Origin of the sequence: Collinsella sp. SGI.241 (genome assembly GCF_050312955.1) — a bacterium.
GTDB lineage: Bacteria > Actinomycetota > Coriobacteriia > Coriobacteriales > Coriobacteriaceae > Collinsella.
In genome coordinates, this window is record NZ_JBNPKM010000009.1 from 13,531 (window position 1) to 31,878 (window position 18,348).

Annotated in this window: 13 protein-coding genes and 1 tRNA gene; 8 read left to right on the top strand and 6 right to left on the bottom strand. The window is 61.5% G+C overall.

Going from position 1 to position 18,348, the window contains the following annotated elements:
* The first annotated feature begins 10 nt into the window (after positions 1–10).
* Positions 11–400: a hypothetical protein gene (locus ACQQ92_RS05390; RefSeq protein WP_427795974.1), complete on the top strand. Its 390-nt coding sequence runs from the start codon at positions 11–13 to the stop codon at positions 398–400.
* A gap of 9 nt (positions 401–409) precedes the next feature.
* On the opposite strand, the gene ACQQ92_RS05395 is transcribed toward ACQQ92_RS05390, so the two are convergent.
* The 5 genes from ACQQ92_RS05395 to ACQQ92_RS05415 form a co-directional block, all read right to left on the bottom strand.
* Complete coding sequence (locus ACQQ92_RS05395) at positions 410–793, bottom strand: DUF1648 domain-containing protein (RefSeq protein ID WP_154517947.1); 384 nt, start codon at positions 791–793, stop codon at positions 410–412.
* Positions 794–804: 11 nt separating this feature from the next.
* Positions 805–1,881 carry a redox-regulated ATPase YchF gene (gene ychF / locus ACQQ92_RS05400; protein WP_089572784.1) on the bottom strand — a complete coding sequence of 359 codons (1,077 nt, stop codon included), beginning with the start codon at positions 1,879–1,881 and terminating at the stop codon, positions 805–807.
* Positions 1,882–1,995: 114 nt separating this feature from the next.
* Positions 1,996–3,249, bottom strand: a complete 1,254-nt coding sequence (locus ACQQ92_RS05405) for a 4Fe-4S binding protein (protein WP_427795975.1) — start codon at positions 3,247–3,249, stop codon at positions 1,996–1,998.
* Between the two features lie 144 nt (positions 3,250–3,393).
* Positions 3,394–4,461: a glycerol dehydrogenase gene (locus ACQQ92_RS05410; RefSeq protein ID WP_427795976.1), complete on the bottom strand. Its 1,068-nt coding sequence runs from the start codon at positions 4,459–4,461 to the stop codon at positions 3,394–3,396.
* Between the two features lie 152 nt (positions 4,462–4,613).
* A complete protein-coding gene (locus ACQQ92_RS05415) occupies positions 4,614–5,828 on the bottom strand; it encodes an iron-containing alcohol dehydrogenase (protein ID WP_117794788.1) in 1,215 nt (404 codons plus the stop codon).
* 500 nt (positions 5,829–6,328) lie between these two features.
* Here ACQQ92_RS05415 and ACQQ92_RS05420 point away from each other — a divergent pair, with 500 nt between their 5' ends.
* From ACQQ92_RS05420 to ACQQ92_RS05435, 4 genes are all read left to right on the top strand, one after another.
* Positions 6,329–7,405 (top strand): hypothetical protein, encoded by a 1,077-nt coding sequence (locus ACQQ92_RS05420; RefSeq protein ID WP_427795024.1) that lies wholly within the window; start codon positions 6,329–6,331, stop codon positions 7,403–7,405.
* Complete coding sequence (locus ACQQ92_RS05425; RefSeq protein WP_427729127.1) at positions 7,405–8,448, top strand: hypothetical protein; 1,044 nt, start codon at positions 7,405–7,407, stop codon at positions 8,446–8,448. Before ACQQ92_RS05420 ends, ACQQ92_RS05425 begins: the two co-directional genes overlap by 1 nt.
* A gap of 45 nt (positions 8,449–8,493) precedes the next feature.
* Positions 8,494–10,671, top strand: a complete 2,178-nt coding sequence (locus ACQQ92_RS05430; RefSeq protein WP_427729125.1) for a MurT ligase domain-containing protein — start codon at positions 8,494–8,496, stop codon at positions 10,669–10,671.
* A gap of 299 nt (positions 10,672–10,970) precedes the next feature.
* Positions 10,971–11,047 (top strand) — tRNA-Glu (locus tag ACQQ92_RS05435).
* Between the two features lie 382 nt (positions 11,048–11,429).
* Here the strand turns inward: ACQQ92_RS05435 and ACQQ92_RS05440 are convergent.
* A complete protein-coding gene (locus tag ACQQ92_RS05440; RefSeq protein WP_154517961.1) occupies positions 11,430–13,517 on the bottom strand; it encodes a glutamine synthetase III in 2,088 nt (695 codons plus the stop codon).
* Positions 13,518–14,015: 498 nt separating this feature from the next.
* Here ACQQ92_RS05440 and ACQQ92_RS05445 point away from each other — a divergent pair, with 498 nt between their 5' ends.
* The 3 genes from ACQQ92_RS05445 to ACQQ92_RS05455 are packed head-to-tail and all read left to right on the top strand — an operon-like array spanning position 14,016 to position 18,244.
* The gene (locus ACQQ92_RS05445; protein ID WP_427794153.1) at positions 14,016–14,888 is read left to right on the top strand and encodes a methylenetetrahydrofolate reductase; all 873 of its coding nucleotides are present in this window, start codon (positions 14,016–14,018) and stop codon (positions 14,886–14,888) included.
* Positions 14,888–15,676, top strand: a complete 789-nt coding sequence (locus ACQQ92_RS05450; protein WP_427795977.1) for a hypothetical protein — start codon at positions 14,888–14,890, stop codon at positions 15,674–15,676. The genes ACQQ92_RS05445 and ACQQ92_RS05450 overlap by 1 nt, the downstream gene beginning before the upstream one ends.
* Before the next feature lie 9 nt (positions 15,677–15,685).
* On the top strand, positions 15,686–18,244 hold the full coding sequence (locus ACQQ92_RS05455) for a homocysteine S-methyltransferase family protein (RefSeq protein WP_427795978.1): 2,559 nt from the start codon (positions 15,686–15,688) through the stop codon (positions 18,242–18,244).
* Positions 18,245–18,348: the final 104 nt, after the last annotated feature.

Below are 18,348 nucleotides of genomic sequence, written 5' to 3' on the forward strand. Positions count from 1 at the left end.
GGAGTTTTCTATGTCGGGTTCTTCGGTCCGCATGTACCGAGCCACGCTTCGCGCAAACAGCGCACCGCCCAAGCTCGTCGTCGTTGAAGCAGAATGCCTTTCGCCCGATGAGCGCACAGCATTTGCATTGCTATCAAGTCGCGTCGCCGCCGTTTTGGTCCCTTGCCCGGCGCAAGGTGAACTTGCCATCCAATGCCAAGCGCACGGCTGCTCACTCAATCAGGCTGCCGTAATCACAACCAGCCAGTGTGGCCTGCCCCTTCTCTTGGAAGCCGGTATCGCGCTCTGCCTTCGCGGTGCCGGATACGAAAACGAGGCCGCCGCCGATGTGGTCTTTCAACCACGATCGAGCGGCGGCCTCGCAGCAGCCATCGAATATGCTTGCAGGCTCGTTGCCTAAAGGCGCAAGCTAAAAGCCCAGGCCAAAGCCTGTGCCGGTAATCGCCGAATACATAAAGTAGACGTTAATTACGTTGAGGAATGCGCCCGTGATGCAGCCGTTTCGCAGGTAGCGCTCGCACACGATGCGCGCCATGGCGGCAGAGTCCTCATTGTTCTTTGCCTGGCGTCCCGCCGTAAAGTACGTCGCCACGCTCAGCAGCAGGTTGAGCACCGGCAATGCCAGCAGCTCGTAGCTCTTGCCCCAGCGCGTCACCTCACCGGCGGCATTAAACTTTGTTGCCACCTCGGGACCAATGTTGGGGATTACAAACGCTGCGACCACCAGCGGAAGCACTGCAAGCACCAGCAGCGCGATGCCCATGTAGCCAGCTTTTTTTCCATATTTAAACATGCTCGCCGTCCTTACACGTTAAAGCGGAAGTGCACGACGTCGCCATCGGCCATGACATACTCTTTGCCCTCGATGCGCAGCTTGCCTGCAGCCTTGGCGCCTTGCTCGCCACCGAGCTCGATGTAGTCATCATAGCCAATGACCTCGGCCTTAATAAAGCCGCGCTCAAAGTCGGTATGGATGACACCGGCGGCCTGCGGGGCGGTCGCGCCCTGACGCACCGTCCAGGCCTTGACCTCCATCTCGCCAGCCGTAAAGAACGACTGCAGACCGAGCAGCTTGTAGGCTGCCTGCGCGAGCACGTCCAGGCCGGGCTGCTCCAGGCCCAGGCTCTCCAGGTAGTCGGCCGCATCCTCGGGATCGAGCTCGGAAAGCTCGGCCTCGATCTTGGCGCAGATCGGCAGTGGCTTGACGCCATCGATGGGCGCCAGGTCCTCGTTGAGCATGTCCTCGTCCACGTTGGCCACATACAAGATGGGCTTCATGGTGAGTAGGAACAGGCCCTTGGCAGCGGCGCGCTCCTCGTCGGTCATCTCCATGGACGCGGCGCGCTTGCCCTCGTTGAGCCAGGCGAGCAGGCGCTTGGCGACCTCAAACTTGGGCATGAGCTCCTTGTCGCGCTTGGCCTCCTTCTCGAGCTTAGGCAGCTGCTTCTCGAGCGTGCCCATGTCGGCCAGGATAAGCTCGGTCATGATGGTGTCGGCATCGCCGGCGGGATCGACGAACTCGCCCGTGCGACCCACCTCACGCATGACGTTGGGATCCTTAAAATAGCGCACGACCTCGCAGATAGCGTCGGTCTCGCGAATGTTTGCCAAGAACTGGTTGCCCAGGCCCTCGCCCTCGTTGGCACCCTTCACCAGGCCCGCGATGTCGACAAACTCGACCGTAGCCGGCACAATGCGGCCAGGGTTGACAATGTCGGCGAGCTTTTGCAGGCGGCTATCGGGCACATCGACGATACCCACGTTGGGGTCGATCGTGGCGAACGGGTAGTTGGCGGCAAGGCCGGTCTTTTTGGTAAGCGCGGTGAACAGCGTCGACTTGCCCACGTTGGGCAGGCCCACGATACCGATGGAAAGGGACACGACAGCTCCTTTTGGTACAGGTACTTCAAACTGCATAAGTATAGCGCCGCCGCAGCATCCGGGCGAATCCGGACACCGCGGCGGCGCAAATGAAGCAGAGATTGGGGTAGCTGGCTAGTCCGCGAGCTTCTCCACCTGGTCGAGCATCTTGTCGAGCTTGGCCTTCGCCTCGGCTTTTACCTTTTGGGCCTCTTCGTGGGCTTTGGCCTTCTGAGCGGCCTTTTCCTCGGCTTCGGGGTCGATGACAACCAAGTTGGACGCATCGTGTTCGACCAGCTTGAGCGCATGTTCGGGACAAACCTTGACACAGGCACCGCAGCCCAAACAATACGTGGACTCCAACGCGAAGCGGCCGCTTCCCACCAAATCGCAGGCGAACGTGGGGCATACATTGACGCACTCGCCACACGACGTGCACTTGTCAAAATCGCACTCCGGCGTGCTCACCTGCATGTTCTGGGCAAGCTCGGGATGGTTCTGCAGTGTCGAAAGCACCAGCTGCCGCCCGTGCGTGAGCGAACGGCGACGCTTTGCCGTCGTGGTGCCGCACATGGTGTTGAGCGTGCGCTCCAGCTGGGTGATCTGATGGCGATGGGCCTTCAACTTTTGCGTCACCGAGGCCAGCGCCGCCGTCGCCGGGTTGAGCTTGGTCACCGTCAGACCCGTCGTGCGGGCAATCTTTTCCATGTACTCCTTGCGCTCGTACTCGCGGAGCTTATGGCACTTGAGGCTCTTGGGGTCGACCTCCAGGCCCATACCCGTGCCAGACCACTCCTCAGCCTTCGCAATCGCCTCGCCCAGGATATCCTCGCCACCGGTGTTGCGGCATTTATCGCACACGCCCAGCGGAAGGTACACGCTCACGTTGGGATAGTCCGCCAGTACCGAGAACCAGGTCTCGGCCGTAATATCGCCCACGCAGGCAACGACGACCTCGTTCTCGCGCGGCATGCGCTTGAGGGCGCGCGTGCAGGTGACGTAGGCGGTCTCGTGGCTCGTTGCCGCCGAGACAATGTCGTCATACAGGTTTTTGGGCGCCAGGCGCGGCGAGATGATTGCCTCGGTCGGACAGGCAGCGGCGCACAGGCCGCACTTGCGGCAGGAGTCGAGAATCTCGATGGAGTCTTCCTCGACCTCGATAGCGTTGACCGGGCACACATCCATGCACGCGGAGCAGCCACTCTTTTCGTTTTTGCAGGTCAGGCACGGAATGGTGTTGCCGCGCGGACGCTCCTTATAGTCGGCAGGATTCCACTGCGGCGCCGACGGATCGAGCGCATCGGTCACGCCGCCAAGTGGGTTTTTAAGAAAGTCGAAACCCTTGCTGATCTCGATAATGTCATCAAACAGATCGTGTTCCTGCGCCATGCGCGGCCCCTCCCTGAGCAGTGCAAACAAGCAAGAGATAATGATACGCCATCGGCCCACGCCTCGGGCAAATTACACGCGGCGCATCTTTGAGACAAATAGCCTATCGCCGCCTCGATTGCACAAGGTCAATCAAGCGCCAAGCTATGCCTCGCACATGAGCTGCACGAGCTTTTGTTTGGTCACCTTGGCCTGTTCGTTAGCCATATTGCGCTCGTTCTTAAAAGTTGCGTCCGCAACGCTCAGCAGGTCGGCATCGGAAATCTCACCAAGGCCCAGCTCCTCGAGTGTCGTCGGCAGACCAACGCGCCGGCAAAACTCAAGCACCTGATCAAGCTCGGGCGCGCACTCCAAACGAAGCTGCACCACCAGGCCAAATGCCACGGCCTCACCGTGCATGGCCTTGCACTCGGGCAGAATCGTCAGGCCGTTGGCGATGGCATGGGCAAGCGCTAGGCCACCGCTCTCAAAGCCAACACCCGAGAGCAGAATATTGCACTCGATCAGGCGCTCAACCGCCGGCGATATACGACCCTTTTTAAGATCGCGCTTGGCAGCGACGCCGCACTCCATGAGTGTGTCATAGCAGGCATGAGCCGCAACCAAGGCCAAGTGTCCCGGCGCGCCACCGTGCTCATTGGTGCCGTGCGCCGCGGCGCACGAACGCGCCTCGAAGTACGTTGCCAGCGCGTCGCCCATGCCAGCGACCGTCATACGCAGCGGAGCCGCCGCGACCACGCAGGTATCGACCACAACCAAATCTGGATTCTTTTCGAGCATCAGATAGCGGTCGAACGACCCATCCTCGTGATACAGCACCGAAATCGCGCTGCACGGACCGTCCATCGAAGCCGCCGTGGGGCATACGCACAACGGCAACTCGGCATAAAACGCAACGGCCTTGGCGATATCGAGCATCTTGCCGCCGCCAATACCCACCACCATGTCGCAATACTCAGCCTGGGCCTCCTTAGCCATTTCGACAACGGCCTCTTCCGTACATGGACCGTCATAAATCTTAAAGAACGGCTCGCTTAGATCTTCGTCCAGAAATCCATCGACGATCTGCCTGCACAGCCGATCCTCGGTGCCCTGGTCAAACAAGACATAGGCAGCACAGCCCAACCATGACAAATATCTGCCCTGACGCGAAAGTTCGCCCGGCCCCTGAACATACCGGCCGGGACCGCCATAAACCATAGGAAGCGCCATACGAGAATCCGCCCTTCATCAAACAACGATTGGTGCAAAGCCACCTGTCCCCTTGTGGCAACTTGGCGCATTGAGGACAGGTTAGATTGCACCATAGCAAAAAGGGTCCCGCGCACAGAGCGCGAGACCCTTATCAGAACAATGTGTGCCGATTAGAACGTGACCGGGGTGTCGGTGTAGACGCACTCGAGCAGCTGCTCCATCTCCTCCTGAGACGGCTGGCGCGGGTTGGAGCCCGTGCAGGCGTCGAGGATGGCGTTGGCGGCAACGTCGTGCTTCTTAGCCTCGAACTCATCGTAATCGATGATGGACTCGTCGGCCTTCACGCCCTTGGCACCGTAGTTCTTGATGCCCTGCGGGATGTCGAGCTTGTCGTTGAGGTCGCGAATCTCCTGGACCAGAGCCTCGACCAGCTCGTCCTCGGTCTCGCCGGCGAGGTGCAGGATCTCCTTGGCGATGAAGGCGTAGCGGCTCTTGGCGCGAGCGTCCTTGGCGTTGAACTGGATGACCTTGCCCAGGTACATGGCGTTGGCGCAACCGTGGATGATGTGGTCGCCCTCAAAGGCGGCACCGGTCTTGTGAGCCATGGAGTGGACAATGCCCAGCAGACCCGAGGAGAAGGCGATGCCGGCGATGCACTGGGCGTCGTGCATGTGCTGGCGGGCCTCATGATCGCCCTGATAGGACTTGGGCAGCCACTCGACGATCTCGCGGATAGCATGCAGGGCGTTGGCGTCGGTGTACATGGAACCAGCGGTGGAAACGTAGGCCTCGATGGCGTGAGTCAGAGCGTCCATACCAGTGTGAGCGCACAGCTTGGCGGGCATGGTGTAGGTGAGCTCGGGGTCGACGATGGCGACATCAGGGGTGATGTTGAAGTCGGCCAGCGGGTACTTGATGCCCTTGGCGTAGTCGGTGATGACGGAGAACGCGGTGACCTCGGTAGCGGTGCCGGAGGTAGAGGAGATGGCGCAGAAGTGAGCCTTCTGACGGAGCTCCGGGAAGGAGAACGGGACGACTGCCTCCTCGAAGGTCTCCTCGGGATACTCGTAGAACAGCCACATAGCCTTAGCGGCATCGATGGGCGAGCCACCGCCAATGGCGATAATCCAGTCGGGCTGGAACTCGGTCATGGCCTCGGCGCCCTTCATGACCGTCTCGACGGACGGATCGGACTCGACGCCCTCGAACAGCTTGACCTCGAAACCGGCCTCCTTGAGGTCGGCCTCGACGTCCTGCAAAAAACCGCCGCGGCGCATGGAGCCGCCGCCGGTCACGATGATGGCCTTGCTGCCCTTGAGGTTCTTCACCTCGTGGCGAGCGCCCTCACCAAAGTACAGATCGCGAGGATTGGTAAAACGTCCCATACTGTGCCTCCTAAACAAGCCCCTCTTAGACTTGCGTATATAACGGAGCACCCGATTGGCTCCGTTAGGACCGTTTTGCGCGTTGCCGGCGATGACAATGCGCGATGTCTAAACGTCTCAACGCTCAGACAAATAGTATTTTACCGTTCTGGTTGGTCAGTTATTTACCGAAAGCCGACAATGATGAAACGTTTTTTCTATCCCTGAAGACCCTTATGCGGCATTCATACTCCCAAGCTGGGCAAACGTTTTATCAAGCTTGACCACATATCCAGGGCAGGACTGTGCCCCTCCAAAAGACACACCGTTCGCCGCCAAAAATCGACCGTTTGCGGCACCGTGATACCACTCGGTCGTCCAAGGTGCCGACATTTGTGCGACATCCGTCTTCGTGGTGCAAAGGTGCATGTCCAAGTGCGGCACTCCCAATGTGCCTCATGCGGGTAAACTAGAACCTTATATAGAGACATTTGAACCCTAACCGCAGCAAAGGAGGCCCCATGGCATTCGATCCCATTCAAGAAGATTGCCATCGCCTCGTTCTTGAGGCCTTGCGCCGCGACAATATCCCGCTCACCGACGGCCCTGCCGTAGAGCGTCTGATGGAACAATTCACCCGCAACCCCGCGCCGCTCATCGTGCACGACCGCGACCGCGCCGGACATCTGATTGCCAAGGTAGTCGAGGCTGTCGACTACCGCATTCCCTTTATCCCTGACGATGCCCAGGCAGAGCAAGAAGAGACCGCTGCCGAAAACATGCTTCGCGAGGCAGCCGCACTCGACCCGACCAACTGGGACGCTCAGCGCATGTTGACCGCCCTCACCGCTAACTCCAACGAGGAGTACGTACAGTACTTGGTATCCAAGCGCGATGAAGTCGAGCACGACCTGGCACTCAAGATCGCCTCGGCGCAGGACCCCTACGAGCGCGAGGCCGCAGGCGACCTTACACGCCGCCCCTACCTGCGCTGGCTTGCCGCCCTTGCGTCGCGCGCCCTCATTAGCGGCCGCTACCGCCTGTCGCTCGAAACCGCAAACCGCAGCCTGGACTTTGCCCCCAACGATCCGGCCGGTGTCCGCCACACTGCGATGCTCGCCATGGCAAAACTCGAATACCCCGCCGAGGAGCTCAAACGCTTTCGCTCTGCCCACTCCGTCCCCTATCTTGCCAACACGCCGCTGCGCCGTCGTCCCAAGGACGCGGAGCGCGACTTAGACCCGTGGACGCTCATCGCGCTGATGAGCGCTGCCTGGCGCGAGCTGGACTACGAGGGCGCCGAACACTACTTGCGCATCCTTGCGCGCTCGTGCCCGCACGCAGCCGAGGCGCTTTACTTTCAAACCGAGTTTCCCGATGGCGTCTATGCCCGCGTCAACGTGGGCGTGGGCTCCACCGACGAGCTTGTCCTTGCGCTGTCCGAAGCGACGCCGGTACTGCAGGAGGGCTTGGGCGCCCCCGACAACGCCAGCTTTGCCGCCTGGGTCGCCACCAACGATATCGTGCGTTCCCAGATCGACGAGCGCATCCTGCGGGCGGCCGAGCAGGGCTTGCCGTTTAAGGGAGGAGACCTCTAATGGATCCGAGCGTCTACATCCCCGCCTACCTGGAGCGCGCCTACGTTGCGTCGCACCCCGAACTCACCGATGCAGCACGCGATCTTGTCCATAACGACGTAAGCGTCAACCCTCATAAGTATGCGCAGACCGAGCATGCCCAGGCACTGCTTTCCTATGCCGGTGTTCACCGCCACCTGCTCGACGAGCTCCATCGTATCGAGGATATGGGCAGCGATGAGGAGTTTGAGCAGACGCGCAACCGCCTGTTCGACGATATGCGCGATGAGCTGCTCAAGATCGTCCGCGTCGATGCGTATGTCTTCGATGCCCAGCTGCTTGCCATCATTTTGGCGGACACGCCCGTCGACGCCTGCCTGGGCGACCTGATGAAGCTCGAGGCGACCACAGCCGATTACTTACGGCAAAGCGTGCCCGGATTCGATATGGAGGCCCCGCACTACTGGACCAACAAGGTGCTGGCAGACGGCGTGACGGCGGCCGATCTCACCGTGAGCGAGCCGGCGCTTATCGGGTGGCTCCACACGCTCGAGGCCATCTCGCAGCTGTGCATGGCGAGCGCTCGCTACCGTGCTGCCGTCAACTATTCTCGCCGTGTTCTTAAGGCGGAAGGCTATCCCACCCGAGCTGCCGGCACCGTGCTACTCGCCCTCGCTCGTCTGGAAGACGAGGACGGCTTTTTTGCCCTGGCCCACCAGCTCGAGGAGCAGATGGGGGCCGATGTCCTCGAGAACTCCCCCTGGTACCTGCTCGCCCGCACGATCCTGCTGTTCAAAACGAACAAGATGCGCCCGGCGACACGCGCGCTGCGTGAGTTTGCCAACCGCTGCGAGGGCGGCGCGTTCTTTTTGCTGAACCCCATGTATCAGACGCCGTACCTTCCCTGCCGGCCCGAACCGCACGACCCCTGGGACCTTTCGCATCAGGCAGTTTGGGAGGCCGACGGCATCATCTCGGATACTCCCGACTTTGCCCCCTGGGCCAGCGCTTGCGAAGACGTATCGCAGCTTGCCCAGGAATTTGCGCGCCGTTACGGCTTTTAACGGCACGATCGCCATGACCATGTCATTCACGTTAGGAACGGCTTCATGAACTTCCGCTCATCTCTCGCCTGCACTTCGAGCGATATCGCCCGCTGGGGGCTGCGCTCCATCCTTAAGCGCCAGGGCGGCGTACTCCCCGGCCGTATCGCCATGAAGATCGACCCCGAGCTGCTAAGCGACCTCGCGAGCCTTGTCGACTGCAGCGTGGTGGTCACCGGCACCAACGGTAAGACCACCACCTCCAACCTCATCGCCGACGCCGTTGCCGCCAGCGGCGCCACCGTGGTATGCAACCGCGCCGGCAACAACATGGAGCCGGGCGTGGTGGGTGCCCTGCTCGAGGGCCGCAGCGATCTTAAGCGTGCCGCCAGCAGCAAGCGCGTAGGCGTCTTTGAGTGCGACGAGCTCTACACGGTGCGCGTCTTGCCCAAGCTCAAGCCGACCTACTTTGTGCTGCTCAACCTGTTCCGCGACCAGCTGGACCGCTACGGCGAGATCGACCACACCCAGGACGTCATAGCCCACGCGTTGGAGCTTTCGCCGGCAACGACGCTCATCTATAACGCCGACGACCCGCTCTGCGCCTCGATCGCCGCACGCGTCCCCAATGTGAGCATCGCCTTTGGCATCGACGGCGCCACGGGCACCGAGTCCGATCGCATTAGCGACTCGCGTTTTTGCTCGCAATGCAACGCGCCGCTGGAGTACGACTATGTGCAGTACGGCCAGCTCGGCGCCTATCATTGTCCTTCGTGCGGTTGGAGTCGCCCCGCGCTGGTCCGTCGCGTGACAGGCGTTGAGCTCGGCTGCGACGGCTACGGCTTTGACCTGACCTTTGGACCCGAGGCAAAAGCGCCCGCAACGCACATCGCCACACGCTACAACGGCCTGTACATGGTCTACAACGTTGCCGCCGCCTTCTTTGCGGCGCGCGAGTTGGGCGTGGACGCAGCGCATCTGCAGCCCACGCTCGATGCCTACGTCCCCGCCGGCGGACGCATGGGCCGCTGGGAAATCGCCGGCCGCACCGTCGAGGCAAACCTGGCCAAAAATCCCGTGGGCTTCGATCGCCAGATCCAGTCCATTAAAACGGCAGGCGGCAGACTCTGCGCCTTCTTCCTGAATGACAACGACGCCGACGGCCACGATGTCTCGTGGATCTACGACGTCGACTTCGAGCGCATCGCCGATACCCCAGGGCTTATCGCCTTTGCCGGGGGTACGCGCGCGCACGACATGCAGGTGCGCCTGAAGTACGCCGGCATCGACGCCGCCATCATCTCGAATATCGAGCAGGCGATCGGCGCCGTGGCAGATGAGGCAGCCGATGACACCTTCTACGCCGTCGCCAATTACACGGCATTCCCGCCGCTGGTCAAAGAGCTCGACGGACTTAAAGACGCCGATGCGAGCTCGGTTGCCTCCTGCGCCGTAACACGCACCGATGGCAGCGCCGTCCCCACCGATATTGCGCCGGTCGAGCTTCCGCGCCCGCTGCGCATCGTCTATCTGTATCCCGATGCCCTCAACCTCTATGGCGACGGCGGCAACGTCATCGCCCTCGAGCGCCGCTGCGCCTGGCGCGGCATTCCCGCGCGCGTGGACGAGGTCCGCATGGGCGAGACGCTCGATCTTACCGACGCCGACATCGTCATGATGGGCGGCGGTGCCGACCGCGATCAGTTGGCTGTGGCACACGAGCTGCTCGCTCAAAAGGACAAGGTTGCGACATATGTTGAGGACGGCGGCTCGTTGCTCGCTATCTGCGGCAGCTATCAGCTGCTCGGTCGTTCGTACTATATGGGCGAGAATCGCATCGAGGGTCTAGGTGTCATCGCCGCCGAGACCGTGCGCGGCTCCGACCGCCTGATAGGCAACGTCGCCGTCAAGACCGACCTGGCACCCGAGCCCTTTGTGGGGTTCGAGAACCACGGCGGCCGCACCCTGCTCGATGCAGAGGCCACGCCGCTCGGAACATCTGTCGTCACGGGCACCGGCAACAACGGCGACGACGGCTTTGAGGGCCTCATCTACAAGGGCGTCATCGGCACGTACCTACACGGACCGGCACTGCCCAAGAACCCCGAGCTCGCCGACTGGCTCATCGCCCATGCCCTCGAGCGCCGTGGCGATGCACAGGCCGCCGCCCTGCTGCCGCTCAAGCCCCTCGACGACACCTACGAGCACGCCGCCCACGACGCCGCGATGAAGCTCCTCCCCTAACGCCCCGCCACCACAAAGGGACAGGCATCTTTGTGGTGGTTTTGACCCGTCCCAGCGGTTTGTCTCAATCTGTAACATCTAGACCACCAAAGGTCGTCTTACTGTTACAGATTGAGACGTTCGTCCCGACGCCTGCATTTTGTCTCAATCTGTAACAGATAAGGCCGATTTACCCGCCCAGATGTTATAGATTGAGATTTTTGAAGATCGGGGGGAGAGGGCCAGCTCCTGTGTGGTGGTTTTCCAGTTTGCCAACGATATACGCGCCGACAAAAAAGTCTGCTATACTCTTTCCCGCTGTCCCCATCGTCTAGCGGCCAAGGACGCCACCCTTTCAAGGTGGATATCGCGGGTTCGAATCCCGCTGGGGGCACCATTTGAAACGAGAAGCCCGTTACCCCCGCGGTGACGGGCTTTTTTCTACCCATATGCCGGGATTCGAACCCGACAGGGTGCGGAGCTGAGGAAACGCGAAGCGTTTTCCAGCGCAGCACGCAAGGAGCGAAGCGACGCAGCGAAGGCGGGCGGCGCCAGCCGCACGCGGACATCCCGCTGGGGGCACCATTTAAAACGAGAAGCCCGTTACCCCCGCGGTGACGGGCTTTTTTCTACCTAACGCCGGGATTCGAACCCGACAGGGTGCGGGCCCCGGCAAATCGGCGGCAAAACGGACTCCAAAGCGTCCTTCGCAATCAAAAAGCCGGGGCCCGCGCGATGCGGACCCCGGCTTAATACCGTGACGATATGCTGGCTATGCCCTACACGTAGAACAGGATGTCATCGTAGGTCGGGACCGGCCAGTAGTCGGCGGCCACGATCTCCTCCATGGCATCCACGGAGGCACGCAGCGTATCCATAGCGGGAACGACCTCGTGTGCATACACATTGGCCTGCTCCTGGCCATCGAGAGCCTCGGCCTTCTGATGCACGGCATCGAGCGCCTTGATGGAGTCGTTGATGGCGGTGATACCGTTGCAGAGCTTGTTGAGCGTGTTCTGCTCGCACTGCATGGCGGCCTCAGCACCGGCGGCACGAATTGTCTCAAGGCCCTTAGCGACCTTGGTGGCATAGGCGGTGATGACCGGACGATAGGTACGACGTGCCTCGCGAATCATCGTGGTAGCCTCGATGTTCATGAGCTTGTTGTACTTCTCGAGCTTGCAGTCGTAGCGGCACTGAGCCTCGGCCTTGGTCAGGACGCCCGTCTCCTCAAAGAGCGCGATAGCCTTATCGGAAACAAAAGCGGGAAGAGCGTCGGCCGTGGTCTTGTTGTTGGCAAGGCCGCGCTTCTCGGCCTCGATGGGCCACTCGTCGGAGTAACCGTCGCCGGAGAACAGGATGCGCTGGTGATCGGTCAGCACCTTCTTACAGTACTCGAGCGCGGCGTCCTGGAACTTATCCTCGGGCGTACCCTCGAGTGCGTCGGCGAAGGACTTGAGCGACTTGGCCACGGCGGCATCGAGCACCAGGTTGGAGTCGGAGACGTTCTGCTCGGAGCCGCAGGCACGGAACTCGAACTTGTTGCCGGTGAAGGCGAACGGAGAGGTGCGGTTGCGGTCGGTGTTGTCCTGCATCAGCTTGGGCAGGGTATCGGCGCCCAGGTCGAGCACGCCGCGCGTGGCATGGACGGAAGCCTTGCCATCGATGATCTTCTCGACGACCTCGGTAAGCTGGTCGCCCAGGAAGATGGACATAATCGCCGGAGGAGCCTCGTTGGCGCCCAGACGATGGTCGTTGCCGGCCGAGGCAACGGAGGCACGCAGGAGCTCCTGATAGTTATCGACGGCCTCGATCACCGCGGTGAGGAAGACGATGAACTGCAGGTTGTCGAGCGGGGTGTCGCCCGGATCGAGCAGATTCTCGGACTCGGTGCCAAGCGACCAGTTATTGTGCTTGCCCGAACCGTTGATGCCCTCGAAGGGCTTCTCGTGCAGCAGGCAGACCAAATCGTGGCGGGAGGCGATGAGCTTCATCTTCTCCATCATGACCAGATTCTGGTCGATGGCCTCGTTGACCTCGCCATAGACGGGGGCGAGCTCATGCTGGCAGGGAGCGACCTCGTTGTGTTTGGTCTTGGCGGGAATGCCAAGCGCCCACAGCTCATCGTCCAGGTCCTTCATATAGGCCGAGACGGTGGGGCGGATAGCGCCAAAGTAGTGCTCCTCGAGCTCCTGGCCCTTACAGGGAGCAGCACCAAAGAGGGTGCGGCCGGTGATGACCAGGTCCCTGCGCTTGCGGTAAGCGTCCTTCTTGATCAGGAAGTACTCCTGCTCATCGCCCACGGAAGGAACGACCTTCTTGGGGGTCTTACCAAACAGCGCCAAAACGCGCTTGGACTCACGCGAGAGCGCGGTCATGGAGCGCAGCAGCGGGGTCTTCTTGTCCAGGGCCTCGCCCGTGTAGGAGCAGAAAGCCGTGGGGATGCACAGGACATCGTCCTTGATAAAGGCGGGGCTGGTGGGATCCCAAGCGGTATAGCCGCGGGCCTCGAAGGTGGCACGCAGGCCGCCGTTGGGGAAGCTGGAGGCGTCCGGCTCGCCCTGGATGAGGTTCTTTCCCGTAAACTTGGTAATAGCGGTGCCGTCGTGGTTGGGTTCGAGGAAGCTGTCGTGCTTCTCGGAAGTAATGCCCGAAAGCGGCTGGAACCAGTGCGCGTAGTGCGTCGCGCCCTTGGAGATGGCCCAAACCTTCATGGCATGGGCAACGGCGTTGGCCACATCCAGGTCGAGCGGCTCACCGTCCTCGAGGGTTGCAGCAAGGCGTTTCCAAATGTCCTTGGGGAGGTAGTCCTTCATGACTTCCTCAGAGAACACCATGGTCCCGAAGCGGTCAGTAAGTTCGGCCATACGGAACTCCCTTCGTATCGGCACCGCGTGAGAAGCGGTGTTGATTACTAACGAACGAGTCATAGCTTAGACTCGCCGTGTTTCCGCGACATTACCGTTATGTTGCCGTCGCGAAACTAATCAATGAGGTTACCGCATCGCGGCGATGTTGCCACCCTCAACAGTCAATCAACTGTATAAATTGCAGACCTCTCCGCATGGTTTACGGGTAGTCTTTTTGGGACGGGGCTTTTTTAGCTGCCCTATTTAAATATGGTCTCAAGCTTTGGAGGCGCCGGATTGGGTAGCTAAAAAAGCCCCGTCCCAAAAAGACTACCCTGCGTACCTGGTTGATGGGGTAAAAAAGCTCCAAATTAGCTACGCTGTTATAGGGAATGCCGATAGCGAAACATCTTCGATTGATATTTCCAAATAGCGAGTGAAACTCCACCTTAGCGCAGTGGTGCTGTAGAATCCTTGCAACAAAACATCGCACCCAGGCATCTAAAGGAGCACGACATGCGCGTCGACGAGGTTTTTAAGCAGGCAGCGTCCCAGGGCACCACGCCCGTTTCGTTTGAGATGTTCCCGCCCAAGGGCGAGCTTACCCTCGACACGGCTCGCGAGGTGGCTGGCAATCTGTGCAAGCTTTCGCCGAGCTTTGTCTCGGTCACCTGCTCGGCCGGCGGCTCGGGCAACGGCTCCGCCACCGCCCCCATCGCGCATATGATTACGAGCGAATTCGATACGTCCTCGGTGGCGCACCTCACCTGCGTTGGCCGCACGCATGCCGATATCGCCGCCAAGATCGACGAATACCGCTCCGCCGGCGTAGAAAATGTGCTGGCCCTGCGTGGCGATCTTCCCGCCGGCGCGAGCGAGGATGACAAACCCGCCTCGGACTACGCCTACGCCCGGGACCTCATCCCCGAGCTCGTCGACGCCGGCTTTTGCGTGGGCGCCGCAGCCTACCCCGAGGGCCACATTGCCTGTGAGAATCTCAACGCTTCGGTCGAATACCTCAAGCAAAAGCAGGACGCCGGCGCGAGCTTCTTTGTGACGCAGCTCTTTTTTGATAACGAGTGCTTCTACCGTTTTCGCGAGCTTGCCGACAAGGCCGGTATCACTGTGCCCATTACCGCGGGCATCATGCCGTTTATGGGCAAGTCGCAGATCAGCCGCATGGTCTTTATGTGCGGCGCGTCGCTGCCCTCCCCCGTCATCAAGATTCTCGCCAAGTACGAGCATGACCCCGAGAGCCTGCAGGCAGCCGGTGTAGATTATGCCGCCCGCCAGCTTTGCGACCTTAAGGAGCACGGCGCCGACGGCCTGCACCTGTACACTATGAATCGTCCTGCGATCGCCGCAACCATTATGGAGCGCCTGGGGTAATGGAAAAACCGCACATCGATACAGCTTTTGGTGAAGTGCCGGCCGACCTTGCGTCGCCGGCGCTCTACCGTATCGATGATACCCACCATCCCCGCGTCGATCGTGCCGAGATGCTGCGGTATCTGGGTTACGGCGGCCAGCAGATTGAGCCCGAGCTGTCGCAGCGTATTGAGCTTGTGGTCGAGCGCCTTGAGCTGGACATTGAGCCCCGTGGCGTGCGCCGCGTATTTGCCGTCGATGCCATGGGCGTGGACGAGCAGGGAGAGCCCAACATCCGTCTGGTTGGAACCAACGTTGAGCTGCGCGGTCGCGATATCTATCGACATCTCAAAGACGCCCGCTTTGCCGCGCTCATGGCATGCACCCTCGGCATGGACGCCGAGCGTCGTCTGCGCACCACGGGAGCCCAGCAGCCCCTAGAGGGAGCCGTGCTCGATGCCGCGTGCTCCGCCTATGTGGAAGCTGCCGTCGAGCAGATGGACCAGCAGGTCAAGGCTGCGGCCGCCGCACACGGACTCGCCGGTAACTGGCGCTTCAGTCCCGGCTACGGCGACTGCCCGCTTACGGCTCAGCGTTCAATCGTGGCTGCACTCAACGCCACGCGGCTCATCGGGCTTACCGTCACACCTACCAGCCTGCTCATGCCCACCAAGAGCGTGACCGCGGTGATCGGTCTGTTTGACGGCGAGGTCCACGACGCCCAGAGTCGCCCCACCTGCAATATCTGCCGCATGCGCGAGCACTGCCGCTTCCGCGCCGCCCACACCACCTGCTATTCCAGCCATTAGGAGCCCCCGATGTTCACCCCGCTTATCACTCATGATCTGGACGGCGCCGCGCTGGCGGCGCCCGTTGATGCTGCCCGCCGCAAGGGCGCCACGTACAAGACGCGCACGATCGACGACCTTTACATTAAGGACGATCGCCTGCGCGCCGCCATCGAGGGCACGGGGCACCTGCTGTTCGACGGCGGCATGGGCACCATGCTGCAGGCGGCCGGCATGAAGGCCGGCGCCCTGCCCGAGCTGCTCAACTTTGAGGAGCCCCAGGTCATTACCGATATTCAGCGTCAGTATGTCGAGGCCGGCTGCGATGTGATCACCGCCAACACCTTTGGCGCCAACGCCCACAAGCTCGACGGTGCCGCCACCGTGGCAGATGTCTTTGCCGCCGCCGTCGCCTGCGCCCGCGCGTCCGGTGCCCGCTACGTCGCCGGCGATATCGGCCCCATCGGTGCGCTGCTTCGCCCCTTGGGTACCCTCAGCTTCGACGAGGCCTATGACCTCTTTGCCGAGGAAGTGCGCGCTGGCGTCGACGCGGGTGTGGACCTCTTTATTATCGAGACCATGACCGATCTTGCCGAGATCAAGGCGGCGGTCCTTGCCTGCCGCGAGAACTCCGAGCTGCCCGTCTTTGCCACCATGACCTTTGAGGAGGACGGCCGTACCTTCCTGGGCACGAGTCCCGAGGTTGCCGCCATCACGCTCGACGCCATCGGCGCCGACGTCCTGGGCATTAACTGCAGCCAGGGACCGGCCGAGCTCCGAGGACTCGCCGCACGCATGCTCACCGTTACCGACAAGCCCGTTATGGTGCAGGCCAACGCGGGACTCCCCCACGTGGACGACGACGGTAACACCGTCTTTGACATCCAGGCCCCCGAATACGCCAAGGCCGTCGCCGGCATGATCGCCGACGGCGTAAGCGTCGTGGGCGGTTGCTGCGGAACCACGCCGGCGCACATGGCAGCGCTGCGCACGCTTATCGACAACCACACGCCCTGCCCGCGCCACCGCAAGCCCAGCATGTCGGTCACAAGCGCCCAGACCGTGGTGGACCTTCCCTGTGACGGCCACAAGATCGCCGTCATCGGCGAGCGCATCAACCCCACCGGAAAAAAGCGCCTGCAGCAGGCCCTGCGCGACGGCGACCTGGACTACGTCGTAAGCCAGGGCATCAGCCAGCAGGAGCAAGGCGCCGACATCCTGGACGTCAACGTGGGCCTGCCCGAGATCGACGAGGTCAAGATCATCCAACAGGCCACCGAGCAGCTCCAGGGTTCCACGCTGCTGCCGTTGCAGATCGACTCCACCGACCCCGCAGCCGTCGAGGCCGCCGTGCGCCGCTACGCCGGCAAGCCCATCATCAACTCGGTCAATGGCAAGCAGCAGATCATGGATGAGATCTTTCCGCTGGTCGCCCATTACGGCACCAACGTCGTCGGCCTCACGCTCGACGAAGGCGGCATTCCCGATACCGCCGAGGCTCGCTTCGCCATCGCCGAGCGCATCGTGGCCGAAGCCGCCCGCTACGGCATCGGACCGGACCGCATCCTCATCGACTGCCTGGTCATGACCGCCTCGACCAATCAACGCCAAGCCGAACAGATCCTGCGCGCCATGTCCCTGTGTAAGGAGCGTCTGGGCGTCAAATGTGCGCTCGGCGTGTCGAACATCAGCTTTGGTCTGCCCGCCCGCCCGCTGCTGGGCTCGGTCTTTTTGGCTGCCGCTTTTGGCGCGGGCCTGGACGCCCCCATCATGAACCCGGGCTCCAAGCGCTTTATGGATACCGTCTACAGCTATCGCGTCTTGAGCGTTGAGGACGAGGGCTCGACCGGATACATCGAGCGCTACGCCGGCTGGACCGATCCGTACAAGATCACCGCGAACCCGGCGGCGGCTCAGACAGTATCGACCGACACTGTGCCCGCCGCTGGCACCGACGGCAGCGACGGCAACGACGACCCGATTCGTCGCATGGTCGTCTCGGGCCGCAAAGGCGAGATTGCGGCCGAGACCGAGCGTCTGCTGGCTGACCACGACGCCATGGACCTCATCAACAACCACTTTATCCCCGCCCTCGACGAGGTTGGCGTCCTCTTTGACCAGGGAAAGTTCTTCTTGCCGCAGCTCATGGCCTCGGCCGAGGCCGCGCGCGTGGGTTTTGACACCATCAAGCGCCTGATGCCCGCCGGCGAGATTGCCGACAAGGGCAAAATCTGCGTGGCCACCGTCAAAGGCGACATCCACGACATCGGTAAGAACATCGTCAAGATGCTGCTCGATAACTACGGCTATACCGTCTTTGACCTAGGCCGCGACGTCGACCCGCAGGAGGTGCTCAAGATCGTACGGGAGCGCGACATCAAGCTCGTCGGCCTCTCGGCGCTTATGACCACCACGGTCGTCGCTATGGAGGAGACCATCAAACTGCTTCATGCCGAGGTGCCGGGCGTCAAGATCATCGTAGGCGGCGCCGTACTCACCCCCGAATACGCCAAGCAGATCGGCGCGGACTACTACGCCAAGGACGCCGCCGAAAGCGCTCGTATCGCCGAAGAGGTCTTTGGGCAGTAACACAACGGAAACAACCGAGCACCAAAACGTGCCGCATGCGCCACTTGGCACGTGCGGCACGTTAGAATAGACAAGACTATGCTCGTTTTGGCAGATAGGAGTGC